The organism is Streptomyces sp. SID5464, from assembly GCF_009862985.1.
Classification (GTDB): Bacteria; Actinomycetota; Actinomycetes; order Streptomycetales; family Streptomycetaceae; genus Streptomyces; species Streptomyces chartreusis_D.
The window spans coordinates 257,498-277,428 of the sequence record NZ_WWIQ01000022.1; the positions used below are offsets into that span (position 1 = coordinate 257,498).

17 protein-coding genes are annotated in these 19,931 nt (G+C 74.1%); 11 read left to right on the forward strand and 6 right to left on the reverse strand.

Going from position 1 to position 19,931, the window contains the following annotated elements; translation table 11 throughout:
• Window positions 1-104: 104 nt before the first annotated feature.
• Window positions 105-1,310 carry an MFS transporter gene (locus tag GTY47_RS16725; protein ID WP_010032317.1) on the reverse strand — a complete coding sequence of 402 codons (1,206 nt, stop codon included), beginning with the start codon at window positions 1,308-1,310 and terminating at the stop codon, window positions 105-107.
• Window positions 1,311-1,407: 97 nt separating this feature from the next.
• On the opposite strand from GTY47_RS16725, the gene GTY47_RS16730 reads away from it, so the two are divergent.
• Complete coding sequence (locus tag GTY47_RS16730) at window positions 1,408-1,788, forward strand: helix-turn-helix transcriptional regulator (protein WP_010032318.1); 381 nt, start codon at window positions 1,408-1,410, stop codon at window positions 1,786-1,788.
• 132 nt (window positions 1,789-1,920) lie between these two features.
• The gene (locus tag GTY47_RS16735) at window positions 1,921-2,832 is read left to right on the forward strand and encodes a hypothetical protein (RefSeq protein ID WP_010032319.1); all 912 of its coding nucleotides are present in this window, start codon (window positions 1,921-1,923) and stop codon (window positions 2,830-2,832) included.
• Here the strand turns inward: GTY47_RS16735 and GTY47_RS16740 are convergent.
• Window positions 2,829-6,638: a hypothetical protein gene (locus tag GTY47_RS16740; RefSeq protein WP_010032322.1), complete on the reverse strand. Its 3,810-nt coding sequence runs from the start codon at window positions 6,636-6,638 to the stop codon at window positions 2,829-2,831. The two genes, GTY47_RS16735 and GTY47_RS16740, sit on opposite strands and share 4 nt — an antisense overlap.
• Before the next feature lie 321 nt (window positions 6,639-6,959).
• Here GTY47_RS16740 and GTY47_RS16745 point away from each other — a divergent pair, with 321 nt between their 5' ends.
• On the forward strand, window positions 6,960-8,399 hold the full coding sequence (locus GTY47_RS16745; protein ID WP_010032323.1) for a hypothetical protein: 1,440 nt from the start codon (window positions 6,960-6,962) through the stop codon (window positions 8,397-8,399).
• Between the two features lie 24 nt (window positions 8,400-8,423).
• On the opposite strand, the gene GTY47_RS16750 is transcribed toward GTY47_RS16745, so the two are convergent.
• The gene (locus GTY47_RS16750; RefSeq protein WP_010032325.1) at window positions 8,424-10,805 is read right to left on the reverse strand and encodes an ABC transporter permease; all 2,382 of its coding nucleotides are present in this window, start codon (window positions 10,803-10,805) and stop codon (window positions 8,424-8,426) included.
• The gene (locus GTY47_RS16755; protein WP_010032326.1) at window positions 10,802-11,575 is read right to left on the reverse strand and encodes an ABC transporter ATP-binding protein; all 774 of its coding nucleotides are present in this window, start codon (window positions 11,573-11,575) and stop codon (window positions 10,802-10,804) included. Before GTY47_RS16755 ends, GTY47_RS16750 begins: the two co-directional genes overlap by 4 nt.
• 111 nt (window positions 11,576-11,686) lie before the next feature.
• Here GTY47_RS16755 and GTY47_RS16760 point away from each other — a divergent pair, with 111 nt between their 5' ends.
• Complete coding sequence (locus GTY47_RS16760) at window positions 11,687-12,880, forward strand: sensor histidine kinase (protein ID WP_040902340.1); 1,194 nt, start codon at window positions 11,687-11,689, stop codon at window positions 12,878-12,880.
• A gap of 13 nt (window positions 12,881-12,893) precedes the next feature.
• Window positions 12,894-13,553, forward strand: a complete 660-nt coding sequence (locus GTY47_RS16765) for a response regulator transcription factor (protein ID WP_010032328.1) — start codon at window positions 12,894-12,896, stop codon at window positions 13,551-13,553.
• Here the strand turns inward: GTY47_RS16765 and GTY47_RS16770 are convergent.
• On the reverse strand, window positions 13,538-14,008 hold the full coding sequence (locus GTY47_RS16770) for an ABA4-like family protein (protein WP_010032329.1): 471 nt from the start codon (window positions 14,006-14,008) through the stop codon (window positions 13,538-13,540). The two genes, GTY47_RS16765 and GTY47_RS16770, sit on opposite strands and share 16 nt — an antisense overlap.
• A complete protein-coding gene (locus GTY47_RS16775) occupies window positions 14,005-14,925 on the reverse strand; it encodes a hypothetical protein (protein WP_010032330.1) in 921 nt (306 codons plus the stop codon). Before GTY47_RS16775 ends, GTY47_RS16770 begins: the two co-directional genes overlap by 4 nt.
• Before the next feature lie 201 nt (window positions 14,926-15,126).
• Between GTY47_RS16775 and GTY47_RS16780 the strand changes: the two genes are divergently transcribed.
• The 6 genes from GTY47_RS16780 (at window position 15,127) to GTY47_RS16805 (ending at window position 19,931) form a co-directional block, all read left to right on the forward strand.
• Complete coding sequence (locus GTY47_RS16780) at window positions 15,127-15,783, forward strand: MerR family transcriptional regulator (RefSeq protein WP_029180645.1); 657 nt, start codon at window positions 15,127-15,129, stop codon at window positions 15,781-15,783.
• 33 nt (window positions 15,784-15,816) lie between these two features.
• On the forward strand, window positions 15,817-16,338 hold the full coding sequence (locus GTY47_RS16785; protein WP_010032333.1) for a nuclear transport factor 2 family protein: 522 nt from the start codon (window positions 15,817-15,819) through the stop codon (window positions 16,336-16,338).
• Between the two features lie 83 nt (window positions 16,339-16,421).
• Window positions 16,422-16,766 carry an ATP-binding cassette domain-containing protein gene (locus GTY47_RS16790; protein WP_324604429.1) on the forward strand — a complete coding sequence of 115 codons (345 nt, stop codon included), beginning with the start codon at window positions 16,422-16,424 and terminating at the stop codon, window positions 16,764-16,766.
• A gap of 2 nt (window positions 16,767-16,768) precedes the next feature.
• Window positions 16,769-17,959, forward strand: coding sequence for a histidine kinase (locus GTY47_RS16795; RefSeq protein ID WP_040902342.1), 1,191 nt, complete (start codon window positions 16,769-16,771; stop codon window positions 17,957-17,959).
• Window positions 17,956-18,663, forward strand: a complete 708-nt coding sequence (locus tag GTY47_RS16800) for a response regulator transcription factor (RefSeq protein ID WP_010032338.1) — start codon at window positions 17,956-17,958, stop codon at window positions 18,661-18,663. Before GTY47_RS16795 ends, GTY47_RS16800 begins: the two co-directional genes overlap by 4 nt.
• Window positions 18,664-18,761: 98 nt before the next feature.
• Window positions 18,762-19,931, forward strand: coding sequence for a serine hydrolase domain-containing protein (locus GTY47_RS16805; RefSeq protein ID WP_010032339.1), 1,170 nt, complete (start codon window positions 18,762-18,764; stop codon window positions 19,929-19,931).

Below are 19,931 nucleotides of genomic sequence, written 5' to 3' on the forward strand. Positions count from 1 at the left end.
CAGAGTGAGGACCGCCTGCACGCAGTGGTCCAGCATGGGCAGGTTGCGCGCGCTGAACGGCCGCTCCCGGGCGACGATCGGCCGGGGCCCGGGCACCCGGGCGGTCACGCGGGTTCGGGAACCCGCCGGTGGCCCACGAGGACGAAGAGTGCGCCGACGACGGCCAGGCCCGTCAGGACGGTGCCGAAGACGGTCGCCCCGGCGGGCAGCCCCACCGCGTCCATGAGGTAGCCCGTGGACACCGGCAGGAGACCGGCAGGGAGGTAACCGCCCACGTTCAGCGCGGCGTTGGCCTCGGCAAGCCGCTGTGGCGGGACGGTGGAGTTGAGCAGCGAGAGACCGCCGAGCTGGCCCATGCCCTGGCCGGCCCCGGCGAGCAGGGCCGAGGCGACGAGAAGGGCGACCGACGAGGCGTGCACAGCGGTGATCAGTGCGGCCATGCCGAGGGTGGTGCTGACCGCGCCGGCGGTCAGGACGGTGCGCCGGGGCAGCTTCCGCACGGCGAACTGGACGCCGGTGGCGGCGAGGAACATGACGAACGCCATGGCTCCGGAGACGATCCGGCTGGTGGTGCCGAGCAGTTCGGTCAGCAGCGTGGGGCCCAGCGACAGCACGAAGGACGTGGCGGTGATGCCAGGGGCGAACACGGCTATGCCCAGGGCGAGATGGACGCCGTTGCCGCGCGGGACGCCGGGTACGCGCACCCAGGCGCCCTCACCGGGCACGGCGGGACGGCGTACGGGCATGCGCAACACGGCGAGGACGGCCGTGGCCAGCAGCACCGCCTCGACGACGAAGACGGTCACCGTGGGCGCCGACAGCGTCTCGGACAGCAGGCCGGCGAGCAGCGGACCGAGGCCGGCCCCGAAGACCATCGCGCAGGAGGCGAGCAGCGCGGCCAGCCGCCTGCGCTCCGGGCCCGCCACGTCCGTCACGGCGGCCATGCCCGCGGAGACGACGGCGCCGACTGCGATTCCGGTGAACAGCCGGGCGACGAGCAGCGCCGTGACGGTCGTGGCCGTCGCGAAGATCGCGCAGGCGGCGAGGGCGAGGGCGAGCGCGGGCAGCAGCACGGGCTTGCGCCCCAGCCGGTCCGAGACCACGCCCGAGACGAGCAGCGAGCCGAGCAGGCCGACGATGTAGAACGCGAAGACGACGGTCAGCGTGCCCTTGGAGAAACCGATGTCGCGCTGCCACAGCACGTACAGCGGGGTCGCCGCGTTGGACAGCACGAAGACGGCCGTGACCGGCCACGCCGCCAGCCACACCCACCAGGTGGGGGCAGTGGTTGCGGCCTGACGTTCCGACATGGGTGGTCCCTCCGGTCAGCGTAGTACGAGTTTTTTCGAACCTAGCATGCAGTACGATGAAACTCGTACAGGCGATTCGGATGACAGGGAGCTGCCCATGTCCGCGACGGCTCACGACGTGCCGGTCTTCAAGGTGCTGCCGGAGCCGGAGAACCTACCGGAACCGCTGCCCGAGCCCGCGGTCGAGGAGCTGCGCCTGGAGACGGTGCTGGGCGCGCTGAGCGACCCGCTGCGCCTGACGATCGTGCGCAAGCTCCTGTTGGAGTCGGAGGCGTTCGACCACTCCTGCGGCTGGTTCGGCCTCGACCGCCCCAAGTCCTCCCTCACCCATCACTTCAAGGCGCTGCGCGAGGCCGGTGTCACCCGCCAGCGCCAGTACGGCCTGGAGCGCCGCAGCCACGTCCGCGTGGCCGACCTCGACGCCCGCTTCCCCGGCCTGCTGGAGCTGGTGGCGGCGTGGACTCCGGACACGCCCTGAGCTGACGCGAGAACCGCCACCGACGACCGCCCGGACACCTTGTTCAGTCAGCGGACCGGGTGGCCGAACAATCCGTGCCGCGACTGAACTGGGCTCGCCGGAAAGGGCCGCAGCACGGAGAGGGGTCGTCGGATGGGCGGGAGCGGGGGCGTCGCGGTCATGGTCGCCGGGCTGGTGCTGGCCGTCGGGGGTTGCGGGGACGGCGGGACGGACGGGAGGGCCGCCAAGTCGTCGGCCGAGCCGGAGCCGACCCGGTCGCCGTCATCGTCGTCGGCCGAACTCGTGGAATGGGTCGGCGACATGTGCGAGTCGACGGTCGCGCTCGAGAACCTGCGGAAGGGGAGCGCCGCGGACCTGAAGGAGATCCAGAACTCGGACGACGGTACCGGGATGCTCGCCCACGCCCACGCCCTCAGTTACCTCTCCACCACACCGGCGGACGTGGAGACCGTGGCCGGCGACCTGGAGGCCCTCGGTGCGTCCGGTGTCCCCGCGGCCGACCGGCTGCGCGACGCCCTGCGGAAGAAGGTGCGGAGGGTCGCGAACGAGCTCGGAGCCCGGCCACCGGCCGTGGGCCTCGAGTACGCCGAGAGCACGGTCGCGGACGTCGACGAGCAGGTCCAGTCCCTCACCCCGCCCGAGCCGGACCTGCCCGCGCTGACCGAGAAGATTCCGCGGCTCGCGGCGGCGTACGAGCAGGCCGAGCAGTGCGCACCGGGCTGGAAGCCCGACGGATCCTCCGGGGAGGGGGACTCACCCGCACCCGACCCCACCGGCCCGCTGCCCAAGGCCGCGGACGGCAAGAACTACGCGGCCTGCTCGGACGGCGCGTGCGAGGTCCTCGTGACCTCCACGGCGGACATCACGGCGAAGGGCACGAACGTGCACGTCATCGTGTCGGACGACTCCGTCACCTTCCAGTCGGGGGGCGGCGTGATGCAGTTCGGCGGCGCGGGCGGTGAGGCCGGGTTCGGCAACGGCCTCAAGGCGACCGTCGTGGCACACGACAAGGACGGCGCCGTACTGAGATTCGGCCTGTCCTAACTCCCGTGGCAGGCCTCCCGGTAACCGAGCTGCGGCAGGTACTGCCGCCAGTCGGCCCGGGTCAGGACCCCGCCGGTGTGCGCGCAGACGTACTCCGCCGCGCGGTCCTCGTCCAGCGTCCACACCCGGGCCGTCAGGTCGTAGCCCGCGGAGGCGAGGGCGTCGCCGCGGGGGCTGAACGCGACGGTGATGACGGTGTCGAGATGGCCGGTGAGTTCCTGCCCGGACGGCTCGGCCCGGGCCGGGTCGGACACGTCCCACAGGCGGACCGTGTGGTCGCCGCCGCCGGTCGCCAGCGTTGTGCCGTCCGGGGCGAAGGACAGGGCCCGGACCGCCGCGCGGTGTCCGGTCAGCTCCTCGCCCAACGGGCGGGCGCGGTCGTCCCGTCCGACGTCCCGCACGTCCCACAGCCGCACCGTGCGGTCGTCGCTGCCCGTCGCCAGTGTCCTCCCGTCCGGGGCGAACGCCACGGCTTCGACCGCCTCGTCGTGTCCGGTGAGGGCGGCGCCCGCGGGCCGGGCCCGCGTCCCGTCGCCGCCCACGTGCCACAGGCGGGCCGTGGCGTCCTCGGCGCCGGAGGCCAGAAGGCCGCCGTCCGGCGCGAAGGCCACGGAGGTGACGGTGTCCGTGTGACCGCGCAGCGTCGCGCCCAGCGGCCGGGGGCGGCCCGGTCGCCGTACGTCCCACAGCCGGACCGTGTCGTCCGCGCCGCCGGTGGCCAGGGTGCGGCCGTCCGGCGCGAAGGCGACGGCGTGGACTCCCCCGTCGTGGGCGCGCAGGGGTGCTCCGAGCGGGGCCGGGCGGTCGGGCGTGGAGACGTCCCACAGGCGTACGGTGCCGTCCCCGGACCCGCTGACCGCCGTACGGCCGTCGGGCGCGAACGCGACGGCCAGCACCCGGTCCTCGTGGGCGAGCGGCCGCGGCAGCCGGCGCGGGCGGTCCGGGCGGCGTACGTCCCACAGGCGGACCAGACCGTCGTCGGTGCTGGCGGCGGCGAGCAGGCGGCCGTCGGGGCTGTAGGCGACGGCGGTCACCGGGTTGGTGAAGTCCGTGAGGACGGTCGGCGGCCGGTGCCAGAGCAGGACGCCGCCGTCGGCGCCGGTGCTGGCGAGGGTGCGGCCGTCGGGGCTGAAGGCCACCTCCCACACGGGCTCCGTGTGCCCGGTCAGCGGTTCCCCGAGCCGCTGTGGATAGGCGGGGTTGGCCACGTTCCACAGCAGCGGCGCGTCGTCCTCGCCCGCGCTCGCCAGGGTCTCCCCGTCCGGGCTGAACGCGACCGACATGACGGGCGCGGTGTGCCCGGTGAGCGGCTCGCCCAGTGAGGTGGGCCGGTCCGGGCCGGACACGTCCCACAGCCGTACGGTCTCGTCGAAGCCGGCGGTGGCCAGCGTGCGGCCGTCGGGCGAGAAGGCCAGGGTCCAGACCGGGGCGGTGTGGGCGCGCAGGGGCTTGCCCAGCGGTGCGATCCCGTCGTTCCCGCCGTACCGCCACATCCGGACGGTGCCGTCGTAGCCCGCCGTCGCCAGGGTGTTCCCGTCCGGGGCGAAGGCGACCGCGCGGACGCTGCGCTCCTGCGAGTCGTCGGCCGCGGCGGGCCGGCCGAGCGGCGCGGGGCGGGCCGGGTCGGTCAGGTCCCACAGGCGTACGGTGCCGTCGTCGCCTGCCGTGGCCAGCGTGCGGCCGTCGGGGGCGAAGGCGACGGAGACGATGTTCTGCCCGTCGTGGCTCGCCGGCGGTCGGCCGAGCGTGCGCGGGTGCTCCCGGTCGCGCACGTCCCACAGGCGGATGGCACCGCCTTCGCCGGCGGCCGCCAGCAGGTCGCGGCCCACCGGTGCGAAGGCGACCGCGCCGACCCGGTCCGTTCCCAGCCGCAGCGGTTCTCCCAGGGCCCTGCCGCCGGCGTCCCACAGCCGGACCGTTCCGTCGTGGCCGCCGCCGGCCAGGGTGCGGCCGTCGGGCGCGTACGCCACGGAGCTGCCGACCCCGTCGTGGCCGGGCAGCCGCGTGGCCAGGACCCGGCCCGCGTCCGAGGCCAGCCGGGTGTGCAGGTCCGGGGTGGAGCGCATGCGGTACGCGGCCACGTCGAGCCGGGCGGCCAGCCCGGCGTTGGTGTCGCGGATCCGGTCGGCCTCGGCGGTGAGCTGCCCGAACACGGCGTCGTCCCGTTCGGCCTGCGCGGTCGCACGGGCCTGGAGGGCGACGACCGCGGTGCCGGTGGCCAGCAGGGCGAGCGCCGCGAGGACGGCCACGACCGTGCGGCGCAGGAGCGCGGCGCGGTGCCGGCGGCGGAGGGAGGTGGTGAGGAACCGCCGTTCCAGCGGGGTCAGTTCGTCACTGCCGGGAGCGGCGCCGTCCGCCGGGAAGGCCTCGCGGGCGGCGGACAGCCGGGAGCCGGCGTACAGCGCGGCGTTCTCCTGCCCGAGGTCCTGCCAGGTGCGGGCCGCCTCGGAGAGCGCGCGGTGGACACGCAGCCGGTCGCGTTCGGCGTCGATCCAGTCGCGCAGCCGGGGCCAGGCGGTGATGAGCGCCTCGTGGGCGAGCTCGGCGGTGCCGTCGTCGAAGGTGATGAGGCGGGCCCGGGCCAGCCGTTCCAGGACCACCCGGGTGTCGGCGGGGTCGCCGAAGCCCAGCTCCGCGTGGTCGGCGGGACGGCGCGTGTCGGCGGTCCCGTCGCCCGGCGCGACGAGACGCAGCAGAATACGGCGCGCCACCTCCGCCTGCGACGGGGTCAGTTCCCCGTACACCTGCTCGGCCGTCCGGACGACCGCGCCGTGCAGGCCGCCGGCCGCCTCGTACGCCGCCTCGGTCAGGGCCCGGCCGCTGCGGTGGCGCCAGGTCTCCAGCAGGGCGTGCGACATCAGCGGCAGTCCGCCGGGGGCGCCCTCGACTTCGTCCAGGAGCCGGTCGGTCAGGGCGCGTTCGACGATCAGTCCGGTCGCGGCGGCCGGGCGGACGATGGCCTCCCGCAGTTCCGCCCGGCTCATCGGCCCGGCGAGCAGCGTGGCGTCCTGCAACGCGGCGGTGAGACCGGGGTGCTCGGCGCACCGGCCGAGGAAGTCGGCCCGCACCGCGATGACCACGCGCAGCCTGCTGTCGGCGGCGGTGGCGGCGACGAGCCGGTCGATGAAGGCGTCGCGGTCGGCCGGGTCGGCGCCGAGCGTGTACAGCTCCTCGAACTGGTCGACGACCAGCCAGGTGTCGGCGTCGGTGTCCGCCACGGGTTCCAGCCGCTCGGCGTGCGTGCGCAGCGGGTCCGCGCCGGGGGTGAGGATCCGTACGGCCGCGGGCGGCGCGTCATCGCCGTCGGCCGCCCGCAGCCGGGGGATCAGGCCCGCTCGCAGCAGCGACGACTTTCCGCTGCCGGAGGGGCCGAAGACGGCGGTGAAACGGTGTTTGCGGTTCAGTTCGGTGAGCCGCTCCACGAGCTGGTCGCGGCCGAAGAACAGCTCGGCGTCGCCCGGTTCGAACCGGGTCAGGCCCCGGTAGGGCGGCCGGGTGGTGTCGTCGGCGGCTGTCTCGGCGGCCAGTTCGTCCGACGCCTCGCGCCAGCGCCGCTCCCATTCGGCGAGGTCACCGCCGCACGCCTTGGCGTAGGCGAGGGTCACCGCGCGGGTGGGCAGCTGCTTGCCCGCCGCCGCCTGCGACAGCGTGGTCACCCCGTACCCCGCCCGCCGGGCCATCTCCCGGTACGTGGGCCGGCCCGCGGCCTCGCGCAGCGCACGCAGCCCGGCGGCGAACCGCTGCACCGGCCCGGCCTCCGGATCCAGCTCGCCCTCGGCGCGCCCCGGCCCCGATCGTCCCGGCACGTGGCCGCCCCCTCCCCTCGTACGCCCTCCCCCGACCTTCCGCCGCATCAGCGGCCGTGACACGGGCGTTCACCCGATCCTCACGCTTCCTCCAGGTCACTCAGCCCGCTGCACGGCTCCCGGGTTGTTCGGTGCCGGGAGAGGGCCAGCCGAACAACGGCGGGCGGCGGTCGAATGGCCGGGGACGTGGCCGGGACGGGCCATGGGGCGGCGGTCCGAACCCTGCGAGGGGAGGGCTCGGGCCGCCCCGCGTCCGCACACACCCGCGACAGGCTGGAGGAGAGCCATGCACGGACGGCATCACACGGGGTTGATCCCCGCATGACGTACCCGGCGTACGAACCCGGTCCGCCGCTGCCGCCGGAGCCCTCCGAGCCGCCGCGGCCCCCGGCCCCTGCCGACCCGTGGGCGGTGGCCCTCGGCAACGCCGCACTGCTCGGCATCGGCTATCTGCTGCTGCGTCAGTGGCGCCTGGCCGCGATCGCCCTGCTGGGCACGGCCGTGCTCCTCGACCTCACCGCCTCCACCGCCGAGACCTGGTACGAGGTCCTGCTGCTCCTGTGGTGGGCGGCCGGTGTCGCACACGGCTGGTTCCTGGCCCGTCGCCGCCCGGAGCAGGCCGTACGACGGGGGCAGCGCGCGGGGACGCTCGCCCTCGCGCTCGCGGTGGTGCTGACCGCCGTACTGCTCCGCGTCGACGCGTACGGCATCGAGAGCCGTGTGACCGAGGCCCGCGAGGGCGGCGACTGCGAGGCGGCCGTCGCCGCGCAGGGCGAGGTGGGGTGGGGTCACCGCCTGGCGGGCGCGCCGGTGGTGGAACCCGGCGACGCGGTGGTGGAGGCGTGCCGCCGGCTGGAGGGGGCGGCGGCCACCCTGGCCCGCGCCGCGCGCAGGGGCAGCACCGAGGACCTGGGGCGGGGCTTCGGCACGCTCGCCGGCGTCCTGAACGAGCCCGGCAACGAGCAGACCGTCAGGACGGTCCTGGACACCTTCCTCGACGGCCTGCCCACCGACGACTCCTGCGACACCGCCGCCCTCACCGCCTGGCTCCGCGACCGCGGCCCCACCCGAGACGTCCTGGACCGCTCCGCCGGTACGGCGGCACGCACGGAACCCGCCGCCCTCGTGGACTGCGGCGACCACCTGATGACCGAGGACGCCTGGCAGCAGGCGCGGACCCACTACCAGCGGCTCCTCGACACGTACCCGGACGACGCCCGCGCGGACGAGGCCCGCGACGGCGTGCGCGAGGCCACCCTCGCCATCGAACTGGACCATGTGCGCGGCCTGGTCGAGAACACGTACGGCGCCGACTCCGGCTACTGCTCCAGGCCCGCGAGGTACAGCGGAGCCCCGCCGTACCGCAAGGGCACCAACCGCGCCCTGTTCCTCGGCGACTCCGAGTACACCGACAAGCTCCCCGGCTCCTGGCGCACCGGCGACCCGGCCAGGGCCGCGCTCGTGGTCTGCGCGGGCGCGGCGGAGAACGGAGCCGCCGTGGAGACCTGCGCCTACGAGAACGACACGTCCCGGTACCTGCCCCACCAAGTGACCTTCCACAAGGTGAAGATCCCCCTGAAGGTCTACGAACTGCGCACCGGCAAGCGCCTCGACCCGCGCTCGGTCCAGATCGACGGCGCAAGCTGCCCGAGCGTCCTGCGCTACGAGTACTACCTGCACGACTTCGGGCCCGGCGACCAGTTCGTCTCCACGACCAAGTCCGGCGTACGGGACGCCTTCCGCCCGGTCGTCCGACGGTGACCTTCGGGCCCCCGGCCGGGCCCGTCAATCCCGGCGCATCCGCCGCAGCGCGGCCCGGGCCGGGACAACCGTGGCCGCCGTGGCGAGCAGCAGACAGCCGGCCACCACGGCCGCGACCCAGGGCCAGGCCACCGACAGCTCGACCGGCAGCCCCAGTTCCCGGCGCAGCCCCCAGGCCGTGCCGACCAGGGCGGGAGCGGCCACCGCCAGGCCCAGGACGGCGCCCAGGGTGACGACGCAGCACGTCTCGGCCGTGAGGATCAGCAACACCTGGCGCGGTGTCGCACCGGACAGGCGCAGGACGCGGAGGTCCCGCACCCGGCCCGCGGTCGCCGTCAGCACGGTGGAGGCGACGGAGATCATGGTGTAGCCCGCCGTGATGGTGACGAGGATCAGCGTGAACAGCCACACCAGCCGGTCCTCCTCGGCGTCGTCCGAGGCCGCGTGGACCGTCACGGGGACTTCCTCCGCGCCGAGTTCCGGGAGGGGCGGCGTGGGCGTGTCGGTGGTGCGGTAGACGACGTCCGCGAGGGCCGACGGGTCGTGCGCGCGTACCAGCTCACGAGGCAGAAACACCTGGTACGGCATCGAGTCGTCCAGCACGGCGGCCACGCGCAGGTGCCGGGTGCGGCCGTCCTCGAAGGTGAGGGCGGCGGTACGGCCCTCCCGCCAGCCGTGCGCGGCGGCCACGGCGGCGGTGACGACGACGGTGTTCCCGCGGGGTGCCCGCGCCCGGTACGTCTGCTCGAACCCGGGCGTCACCCCGGCCGCCGACAGGGCCGCCCCGCCCTCGCCGCCGTAGACCGTCGTCGACAGCAGCGCCGTGCCCTCGACCCGGTCGGCCACAGCGTCCGACAGGCCCGGTGTGCCCCGGGGCACGACGGCCGCCTCGGCCCGTACGGCTGCGGCCTGCCGGGTCGTGTCGGCGCTCTGGGTGGTCTGCACGGCACTGGTGATCAGTACGGCGAAGGCGACGGTCGCCAGCACCGGGGCGATCGTGGCGGAGGTGCGGCGCACCGAGGTGATCATGTTCTCGCGTACGAGCACGGCCGTGGCACCGGGGCGCCTGGCGAGCGGCCGGGCCAACGCCCCGATCACGGGCCGGGTCAGCACCGGCAGCAGGAGGGTGAATCCGGCCGTCAGGCCCATGGCCGCGCTCAGCACCATCAGCACCATGGCGTCCGCCCCCACGAAGGCCGTACCCGCCGAGCAGGCAGCGCCCAGGGCCGTCGCCACCAGCCCCGTGACCCCCCGGCGGCGGGTCATCGGCCGGCTGTCCACCACGGCCTCCCGCATCGCCTCCAGCGGCTTCACCCGGGAGGCCCGACGCGCCGCGGCACCCGCTCCGGCGAGTGCCACGGCCACGCCCAGGGCCCAGGCGGCGGCCGGTACCCACCACCGGATGCTCACCTCGAAGCCGGCCGGCTGGAAGCCCGCGTCGATCAGCACCCCGGTCATCGCGGGCGCCAGCGCGACTCCCGCCACCGCCCCCGCCCCGGCGCTCACGGCGCCCACCGCCAGAGCCTCCCCGTACACCAGCCGCCGCACCTGCCGCGGTGTCGCGCCGATCGTGCGCAGCAGGCCGAACTCGCGGCGCCGCTGGGCCACGGTGAACGCGAACGTCGAGGACACGTTGAAGACGGTGACGAAGGCGGAGAGCAGCGCCATGGCGGTGAGCACCTGGCCGCCGATCCAGCGGGTCATCTCGTCCTGCTTCGGCGCGAGTGCGTCACGGGAGGCACCGGTGAGGACGGCGCCGTCGTCGCCGACGACGTTCCGGGCGGCCTGCGCGACCCGGGCGGCGTCGGTGCCGGGATCGAGGGCCAGTCCGATGGTCCGTACCCCGCCCGCGAGTTCGGCGGCCCGCCGGTCGGTGACGTAGTAGCCGGGGCCGTCGATCGTGCCGGACACCGAGAAGCGCCGGGGTCCGCGCGCCGTCAGCACCGTGAGGGACTCGCCCGGCCGGTGCCCGAGGGAGTCGTCCACGACGATCTCGCCGTCCGCCGTCGGCGGTCTGCCCCCGCTCAGGCCGTACGCGGCGAGCGCCGCGGCCGACCAGGGGTGGCCCTGGCGCTCCCCCGTGCGCTGCTCGCTGCCGGGGGCTTGCGCGTAGAAGGACCGGTCGGCCACCGCCGCGGCCACCCCCGGCAGCCGGCCGAGCTCCCGCCGCAGTTCCTCGGCGCGCTCCGGCGCCCACGGCGGGTTCTCCGTGAACACCCCGGCGGTCGGCGCTCCCGCCGGGCTCCGCACCAGCACCGGCGCCCCAGCGAGCCGTTGTGGCACTCCCGTACCGTCCGACAGCAGCACCAGCGCGCTCATGGTGACGACCGCGACGCCCAGCGCCACGGCCACGAAGGACCCCAGGAAGGAGGTCCACCGCTCCCTCGCGCTCGCCAGACTGATCACGGCCGCACCACCAGGGCGGCCGTCCGCGCCGCGATCGCCTCGGCGCCCTCGGCACCCGGCAGTTCGTCCACGAGCCGGCCGTCGGCCAGCAGCAGCACCCGGTCCGCGTACGCCGCGGCGGCCGGGTCGTGCGTGACCATCACGACCGCCTGTCCGCGGCGGTCCACCAGGTCCCGCAGCAGCCGCAGCACGACCCGCGAGGCCGTGCTGTCCAGTGCGCCGGTCGGCTCGTCGGCGAAGAGGACGGCGGGCCGGGCGATCATCGCCCGGGCGATCGCGACGCGCTGCTGCTGGCCACCGGACAGTTCGCCAGGCCGGTGTCCGTGACGGTCCGCGAGTCCGACCGCGGCGAGCGCCGAGTGCACCTCGTCCGCCGAGGGGCGTGACCCGGCCAGTCTCAGGGGCAGTTCGACGTTCTGCGCGGCGGTCAGAGCCGAGACCAGGTTGAACGCCTGGAAGACGAATCCGATCCGGTCCCGGCGCAGCACCGTCAGCGCGTCCTCGTCCAGCCCGTCCAGGTCCGTACCGTCGATCAGCACCTCGCCGGCGCTCGGCCGGTCGATGCCCGCCGCACAGTGCAGCAGGGTGGACTTGCCGGAGCCGGAGGGGCCCATGACGGCCGTCATCGTCCCGGCGGCGAAGTCCAGAGTGACGTCGTCGAGTGCGGTGACGACGCGGTCGCCTGTGCTGTAGTGCTTGGTCAGTGACCGGAGCCGGACGGGAAACGAGGCCGAAGTGCCGTGCGGCGTAGTGGTGTTGGTCGTGGTCATGCCCTCAAGGCAACGACGGTGACACCGCCCGGCGCATTGCCGCCCGGGCGAGAGCCGATACTCCACCTGGCACTACTGCCTCCGCCCCCCGGCGCCGCTACGGTCGACCGGGTGACCACCCCTCGAACCGTCCTGGAGGCGCTCACCCGCAGCCCGTTGGGGTTCCCGCGCACCGTCTGGCCGTGGCGCGCACTGGGCTATCTCCTGTCCGGCGGGGTGTTCGCGACCGGTGTCCACCTCGGTGTGGCCGGGCTGTTCACCGCGCCCCTCGGCACGTTCGCCAGGGTGCTCTGCGCGGGAGCGCTGGTGGCCTTCGCCGTCGCTCTCGCCGGTCCCCTGGAACACCGTCGCCTCGCCCTCGTCGACCGGGGCGATGGTGCCGGTGCCGGTGACGACCGGCAGCGTACGCGGCACCGCCCCCGCACCGCCGGCTACGGCGCCGTGTCCGTCCTGGCGGTCGGCTGGCTGGACCTGGCCGTGGTCCTGGTCTCGCTCGGCATCCCGGGCTTCCTCCTCCTGACGCCCTTCCAGCCCACCGCCATGCCCTGGCAGACCGTGGCGGGCCCGGTCGCGGGCGCGCTGCTGCTGCCCGTGGCCGCGTATCCCATCGGGGCGTGGGCCGCGGTCCGTGCGGCGGTGGGCCGTGCCGTGCTCCACCCGAAGGACCGCGAACTGGGCGAGGTCGTACGGTCCCGGGCCCGCCTCGTCGACGCCTTCGAGACGGAACGCCGCCGCATCGAACGCGACCTGCACGACGGTGCGCAGCAGCGGCTCGTCGCCCTCACCATGAAGCTGGGCTTGGCCGCCCTCGACCTGCCGCCCGGCAGCGCGGCGGCACAGCAGGTCGGCGAGGCACACGCCCTCGCCAAGGAGGCGCTCACCGAGCTGCGCGAACTGATCCGGGGCATCCATCCGCAGATCCTGACGGAACGCGGACTGCCCGCCGCCGCCCGGGACATCGCCGGGCGCTGCCCGGTGCCCACCGACCTCGACCTCGACCTGCCGGGCCGGCTGCCGGCCGCCGTCGAGCAGACGGCGTACTACGTGACCGCCGAGGCCCTCACCAACATCGCCCGGCACAGCGGTGCCGACCGCTGCCGCGTCACCGCCCGCTGCCACGACGGCGTGCTCCGCCTCGACATCGAGGACAACGGCTCAGGCGACGCCGACCCCGCTCGCGGTACGGGCCTCGTCGGCCTCGCCGACCGGATCGCCGCCGCCGACGGCAGAATGCTCCTGTCCAGCCCGCCCGGCGGACCCACACTGCTGAGAGCGGAGATCCCGTGCGTCGGCCCACCCTCCTGAGAGCGGAGACCTGATGCGGCAGTCCCTCCGCATAGTGCTCGCGGAAGACGCCGTCCTCCTGCGCGAAGGTCTCGTCCATCTGCTGGAGCGCTTCGGCCACCAGGTGCTCGCCGCGGTGGGCGACGGCCCGGCCCTGCTCGCCGCCGCCCGGGAACACCGCCCCGACCTGGTGATCACGGACGTCCGTATGCCACCGGGCCAGACGGACGAAGGCCTGCGCACGGCCCGCCGGCTCCAGGCCGAGCAGCCCTGTCTGGCGGTCCTCGTGCTCAGCCAGTACGTCGAGCAGACCTTCGCCGATGAGCTCCTGGACGACCGCCGCACCAGCGTCGGAACGGGCTACCTCCTCAAGGAACGCATCGGCGACGTCGAGGAGTTCGCCGACGCCGTCGCCCGCGTCGCCGCCGGTGCGACGGTCGTCGATCCGGAAGTGGTACGCCAGCTCCTGGCCCGTCGCCGCGACCCCCTGGACCGGCTCACGCCCCGCGAACGCGAGGTCCTCGCCCTCATGGCCGAGGGCCGCTCCAACGCGGCGATCGCCCGCCGCCTGGTCGTCACGGACGCGGCCGTCGCCAAGCACATCGCGAGTATCCTCCAGAAACTGGACCTGCCCCCGTCGGCCCCCGACGACCACCGCCGCGTACTGGCGGTACTGGCCTACCTGCGCGCCTGACGTCGCACCGGCCCACCGGCCGGGGGCCTCGGCCCTGCCCGCCGCGCCCGCACCGCACGCAGCCCCAGGAACACCAGCAGCCCGAACGGCGACAGCAGGATCGTGAGAACCAGCAGCGGTCCCATCAGCAGGGCGGGGATCTCCAGCCGCCGGCCCTCCCGGTACATCCACTGCCCGATCAGCAGATCCCAGGCGATGACCTGCGCCCAGACGGCACCGGCACCGTCCGGGAGGGCTGTCAGTTCCCGGAAGCTGCCGAGGTCCGGACTGCTGACCGCGGTCCACAGCTCGGGGAACACCGGTATCGCGAGCGCGAGATACACGAAGAGCACGGGCACCACGGTCAGCGGCGACCCGGCGATGCGAGCGGTCGGTCCCCAGGCCGGCGCGAAGATCATGAGCAGCCAGACGGGTGCGGCCAGGAAGAAGGAGAGCTCGAAGAGGAATCCGGTCACAGCACGAGGTCCTTGGAGGCGGGAGCACTTGTCGCGGCCGTCGCCCGGTGTGAAGGAGACGTCCGGCCCGTCCGCAGGGCCCAGTACGCCCCGAGGGCGACGGCGACCACCATCAGGCCGGCCGCCCCCAGCGTCGCCCCGTCCGGGCGGACCAGCGGCTGGCCGCGCAACGCCTGCCAGAGGACCAGCGCGAAGACGGCGGCGTACGCGCCCGAGGCGACCAGCACCAGACGCAGCCGGACCCGCTCGTCGGCGAGGCGGGCGAAGCGCGGTGCGAGGACGGTCAGCACCATGAGCAGCAGCGGCAGGAGTTGCAGCGCGTGCATGCCGAAGAAGTGCGGGATGCGCAGATCACCGCCGGTCGTGGACCAGCCGGTCAGCGGCATCGAGGGGCCCCCGTCCGGCACGCCGACGCTGTGCGCGCCGACCACCTTGGAGACACCGCGCTGCTGCCCCGGCGCGGGCTGGGTCATCAGGAAGCCGACAGCGGCCCCGGCCAGCGCCAGCAGGATCCCGGAGCGCATCGCCCAGGCGGACGCCCGGTCGGCGATCCGGGCCCGGAGCAGCAGCACGGCCACGACGAGCGTGCCGGCCCACAGGACGACGACCGTGACGGCCATCGCGTTGAACAGCGCCTCGTCGAACGGCGTTTCGTGATTGAAGTGGCTGCGCTTGCCGCGTACCACCTGCCCGGTGATGATCACCATCTCGACGAGACTCGCCAGCGCGACGACGGTCCCCGCCCACCAGCCCACGCGCCGCCGGTCGGGGAGCAGCGACAGCATCCAGGCGAGCGAGAGGCAGTACGCCACGAACGACACCGCGAACTTGAACGGCTTGGCCCAGATCGGCGCCCCCACGAGGACGCGGTCGTCGACCAGGACCCCCACAGCGGACACGACCGCCAAGGCCACCATCGCGGCCGAGAACACCACCAGCGGCCGATGCCAGGACGTACGCAAGACCCCATTGCGTAAGAACTCCATGCCCACCCCTGAGCTAGACGTGAATGGATAGCGACACTATCCGCTATCCGATAGCCCCACTATCTACCATGGGTGCCGGGTCGGCAAGGGCCGACACCACGGGCAGGCCGAAATTCGAGGAGTGAACCGGCGTTGCGTATCGGGGAGTTGAGCCGGAAGACCGGAGTGCCGGTGCCGACGATCAAGTACTACGTCCGCGAAGGGCTGCTCCCCGCCGGCGAGCTGACCAGCCGCAACCAGGCGAGCTACGACGAGACGCACGAACGCCGGCTCCGGCTGATCCGCGCCCTGCTCGACGTCGGCGGCATGAAGGTGGCGGAGATCGCGGACGTACTGAGGGCCGTCGACGACCCGGAGCGTCCGCTCCACAAGGTGCTCGGCGCGGCAGCGGACCGGATGGGCGGCACGGCCTCCGACCACGACGACGACGCATCGGCCGCCGCCCGCACCGCCGTGGCCGACCTCATCTCCCGACGCGGCTGGCACACCCACGAGTCGAATCCCGCCGCCGCCGACCTCTCCAGAGCCCTGGCCACCCTGACCCGGCTGGGCCACGGAACCTTCGCCGGACTCCTCGACACCTACGCCGAAGCCGCCGAGCAGGTCGCCCAGGCCGACCTCGCCTACGTGGACCGGCGGGTCGCGGTCGAGGACATGGTGGAGGGCGTGGTCATCGGCACCGTCCTGGGCGAGGCGGTGTTCAGCGCACTGCGCCGCCTGGCCCATGTCGACGCGTCGGCCAGGCTGTACGGGGCGAAGGGGGCTCCCGAGGGCGGCAAAGCCCCTTGACCTCAAGTGCCGTTGAGGTCGAATGATCGAGCCATGGACGAGACGAGCAGCACGACGAATCCGCGGGACCACTTCGAGATCACCACCCTCATCAGCGGCTTCTTCCGCACCATGGACGAGCGGCGGTTCGACGAGGGCTGGGCCGGGGCCTACTTCACCGACGACCTGCGGACGACATCACCGCTCGGCGAGGCCGAGGGCGCCGACGCGGTACGCGGCGTGGAGGAGGCCATCGGCCGGTTCGCCGCCACCCTGCACCTCTCCTCCGACGTCCTCGTCCGGGCCGAACCGGGTGCGCGGACGGCCCGTGCCTCCTGGAACGCACACATGACCCACGTCCACTTGGAGTCCACGCTCCGGGCACGGGGCGAGAGCGCCAACCCCCTGTTCACGGTGGGCGGCACCTATGAGGGGGAACTCCGACGCACCGACAGCGGTTGGCGCTTCAGCCACGTCTCCGTGCGGGCCGTCTGGACCACGGGCGAGCCGCCCGTCCTGCCGGAGGAGACCGCCGCCCGTGTCACGGAACTGACCGGCGCCCAGGCGTCGAACTGAGCCCGGCGGCCCATGGCTTCGGTAACGTGTTCGCCCGGGGCGGCCCGATCGGCTGCTGCCGGACGAAGCCCGGGGGGACACCGATGACGACCACTCATGCCTTGTCCGGGGTGGGGAGCAGCCCACCGCCGGGGAGCGACAGGGTGATCGACGTACGGGATCTGCGGATGCGCTACCGCAGCCAGGACGTCCTGAAGGGGGTCGAGTTCACGGCCCGGCGAGGCGAGGTCGTCGTGCTGCTCGGCCCGAACGGCGCGGGCAAGACGACCACGATCGAGGTCCTGGAAGGCTTCCGGATGCGCTCGGCCGGTGACGTGAGCGTCGCCGGGCTGCTCCTCGCCCCGTCCGTCCTGCGCAGGATGGCCCGCCGCGAGTCCGGGGCCGCCATGGCGGAACGGCACCGGAAGGCGATGCAGCGGGTCGGCTAGTGATGCGCGGGGAGCTGCGGGGGTGGTGGGAGCGCGGCCGGGCGCTGGGGGCGGCCAATCCGCTCGTCGTCGACATCGGTGTCGCGCTCCTGGTCCAGTTCGCGATGACCATGCCGTTCGTCGTGCCGCGGGTGGCCGGGGCGCCACCGGCTACCTGGGCCGCGTACGGGCTCAGCACGCTCGGCGTGCTGCCCCTGGTCTGGCGGCGGCGTGCCCCCGTCGCCGTGCTGTTCGCGGTGCTGGCCGCCAACGCGCTGTACCGGCTGACCGTGGACGGACCCGGGCAGCCGTTGCCGTACACCGGGCTGGTGGTCGTGTACACGATTGCCGCGCTGTCGCCCGCGCGCAAGCGGCTCGTCACCGGGCTCGTGTTGCTGGTCGCCGTGCCGGTCGGGGTGTGGCTCAACACCCGGTCGGCTCGGGAACTGACCTTCTCCGTCTTCGTGTTCGCCGCCGCCTATGTCCTCGGGCGGCTCACCGACGCCCGTCAGCGGGCCCACCGCGTCGAGGCCGAGCAGGCCGCCGCGCGCGAACGGGCCCGGATCGCACGGGAGATGCACGACATCCTCTCCCACGCCGTGAGTCTGATGATCGTGCAGGCGGAGGCCGGGCCGGTGGCCGTGCGGGCCGCGCCGGAGCGGGCCGAGGCCGCCTTCGAGGCCATCTCCGAAACCGGACGCGACGCCATGGCGCAGTTGCGCCGGATGCTGGGGGTGCTGCGGGAGAGCGATGGCGAGAGCGGCCGTCGGAGCGCAGGCGGGTCCGGTTGCCGTGAGCCGCAGCCCGGGGTCGCGGAGTTGCCCGGCCTGTGCGACCGGGTGCGGGCCGGCAGTGGCCTGGAGGTCGTGTACCGCACCGCGGGGACCGTCCGGCCGTTGCCGGGGGCGGTCGCGGCGACCGTCTTCCGGGTGGTCCAGGAGGCCCTCACCAACACTGTCCGGCACGCCGGTGCCCGTACCGTGACCGTGCAAGTGACCTACGGAGACGGCGACTTGTGTGTACGAGTGACCGATGACGGGCGTGGGCCGCAGGCCGGGGCCGCCGGTCGCCGGGGCGGGCACGGCCTCGTCGGGATCCGGGAGCGGGCGGCGGCCCTCGGAGGGAGCGCGGTGACCGGGCGGGGAGCGGACGGGCGGGGGTTCGAGGTGCGGGTCCTGCTTCCCGTCCCGGCCGGAGCGGAGGCCGGGCGGTGACGATCCGGGTGGTGGTCGCCGACGACCAGGAGCTGGTGCGCAGCGGATTCGCGCTGATCCTGGACGTCCAGCCGGACATCGAGGTCGTCGCGGAGGCGGGCGACGGGACGGAGGCCGTCGAGGCGGTGCGGCGGCACGCCCCCGACGTGGCGCTGCTCGATGTGCGCATGCCGCGCATGGACGGGATCGAGGCCTGCCGTGCGATCAGCGCCACGAGCGACTGCCGGACGGTGATGCTCACGACCTTCGACTCCGACGAGTACGTGTACGACGCGCTGCACGCGGGCGCGAGCGGCTTCCTGCTCAAGGACGTCCGCCGGGACGATCTCGTGCACGCGGTACGGGTCGTCGCCCGGGGCGACGCGCTGCTCGCGCCGTCCGTGGCCCGGCGTCTGGTGGAGCAGTACACGCGGTCCACGAGGTCCCCCCGGACCGCCGCCCGCCTCGACGTGCTGACCGGGCGGGAGCGCGAGACGCTGCTGCTGCTCGCCCGGGGCCTGTCGAACGCGGAGATCGCCGCGGAGCTGGTGGTCAGCGACCACACGGTCAAGACGCATGTCGGCAATGTGCTCGCGAAACTGGGCCTGCGGGACCGGATCCAGGCCGTGATCTGCGCGTACGAGACCGGGCTCGTCGCGGCCGGGGATCCCCCGCCCGGGGGAGCGGACCGGGCGGGCCCCTCCCCCTCGTCGGCGAGGAACTGACCCTGCGAGACCGCCCGCGGGGGCGATCCGCGCGAAGGCGCAGGTCCCGAGGATGGAGCCGTACCTCTCGACAACGGCTCACACCCACGGAGTTGACCATGCCGCGTACCGCTTCCCTGCTGGCCGCCGTGCTCCTCGCGGGCGTCGTGGCGGGGCCGTCCGCCCTCCCGGCCGCCGCCACGCCTCCTGACCGGGCCCCCGCCCACCTGGCCGCCCAGCACCGGAACCCCGCCCTCGCCGCCGCCATCGCCGGCCTCCCCGGCGCCGACGCGACCGCCGCGCTGGTACGCGTCGGAGGCGACGAGGGCGTCTGGCGGGGCAGTTCGGGCGTGCACGATCTGCGCACCGGCCGGCCGGCCGATCCGGGCGCCCGCTTCCGCGCCGGTTCCGTGACCAAGGTCTTCACCGCTGCCGTCGCCCTGCAACTGGCCTCCGAGGGCCGGCTGGACCTGGACCGCAGTGCCCGCTCGTACCTGCCGGAGCTGATCCCGGCGTCGTACGGGGGCGTCACCGTCCGGCAGTTGCTCAACCACACGCACGGCATCCCGGCCCCCGACTTCCCCGGCACCACGGTCGAGGAGGTGTACGCGCACCGCTTCCGGGTTCATGACGCCGAGGACATGGTCCGCTCGGCGACGTCGAAGAAGCCCGAGTTCGCACCGGGCGAGAAGCAGCACTACCTCAACATCGGTTACACGATCGCCGGTCTGCTGATCGAGCGCGTCACGGGCGACTCCTACGAGCACCAGGTCGCCCGCCGGGTCCTGAAGCCGCTCGGGCTGCGCGACACGTACTTCCCCGGGACGAACCCGCGCATCATCGGCCCGCACAACCACGGCTACCAGACGATGAGGCTGGACGACGGGACGGTCGGTCTGCGCGATGTGTCCGTGTGGGGCGCGACCGACGCCTGGGCGGCCGGGGACATCATCTCGACCACGGCGGATCTCGAACGCTTCACCAGCGCCCTGTTCCAGGGCCGGGTCGTGCACGGACCGCTCCTGGAGGAGCTGTTCACGCTGCCGGAGGTGACCGACTTCAGGAGCGGGAAGCCGGCCGCGTACTCCGTCGGCCTCTCGATGAAGGTGCTGGGCGGGCGCGAGGTCTGGGGCAAGACGGGTGGGCGCTGGGGCTACAACGCGGCCATCGCCTCCACCCGCGACGGCTCGCGCACCCTCGTCTACAGCGTCAACTCCACCGACGCCAAGGGCCAGGACATGAACAAGGTCGCGGAGAACATCATGGTGGCGGTGTACGGGCGCCCCTAG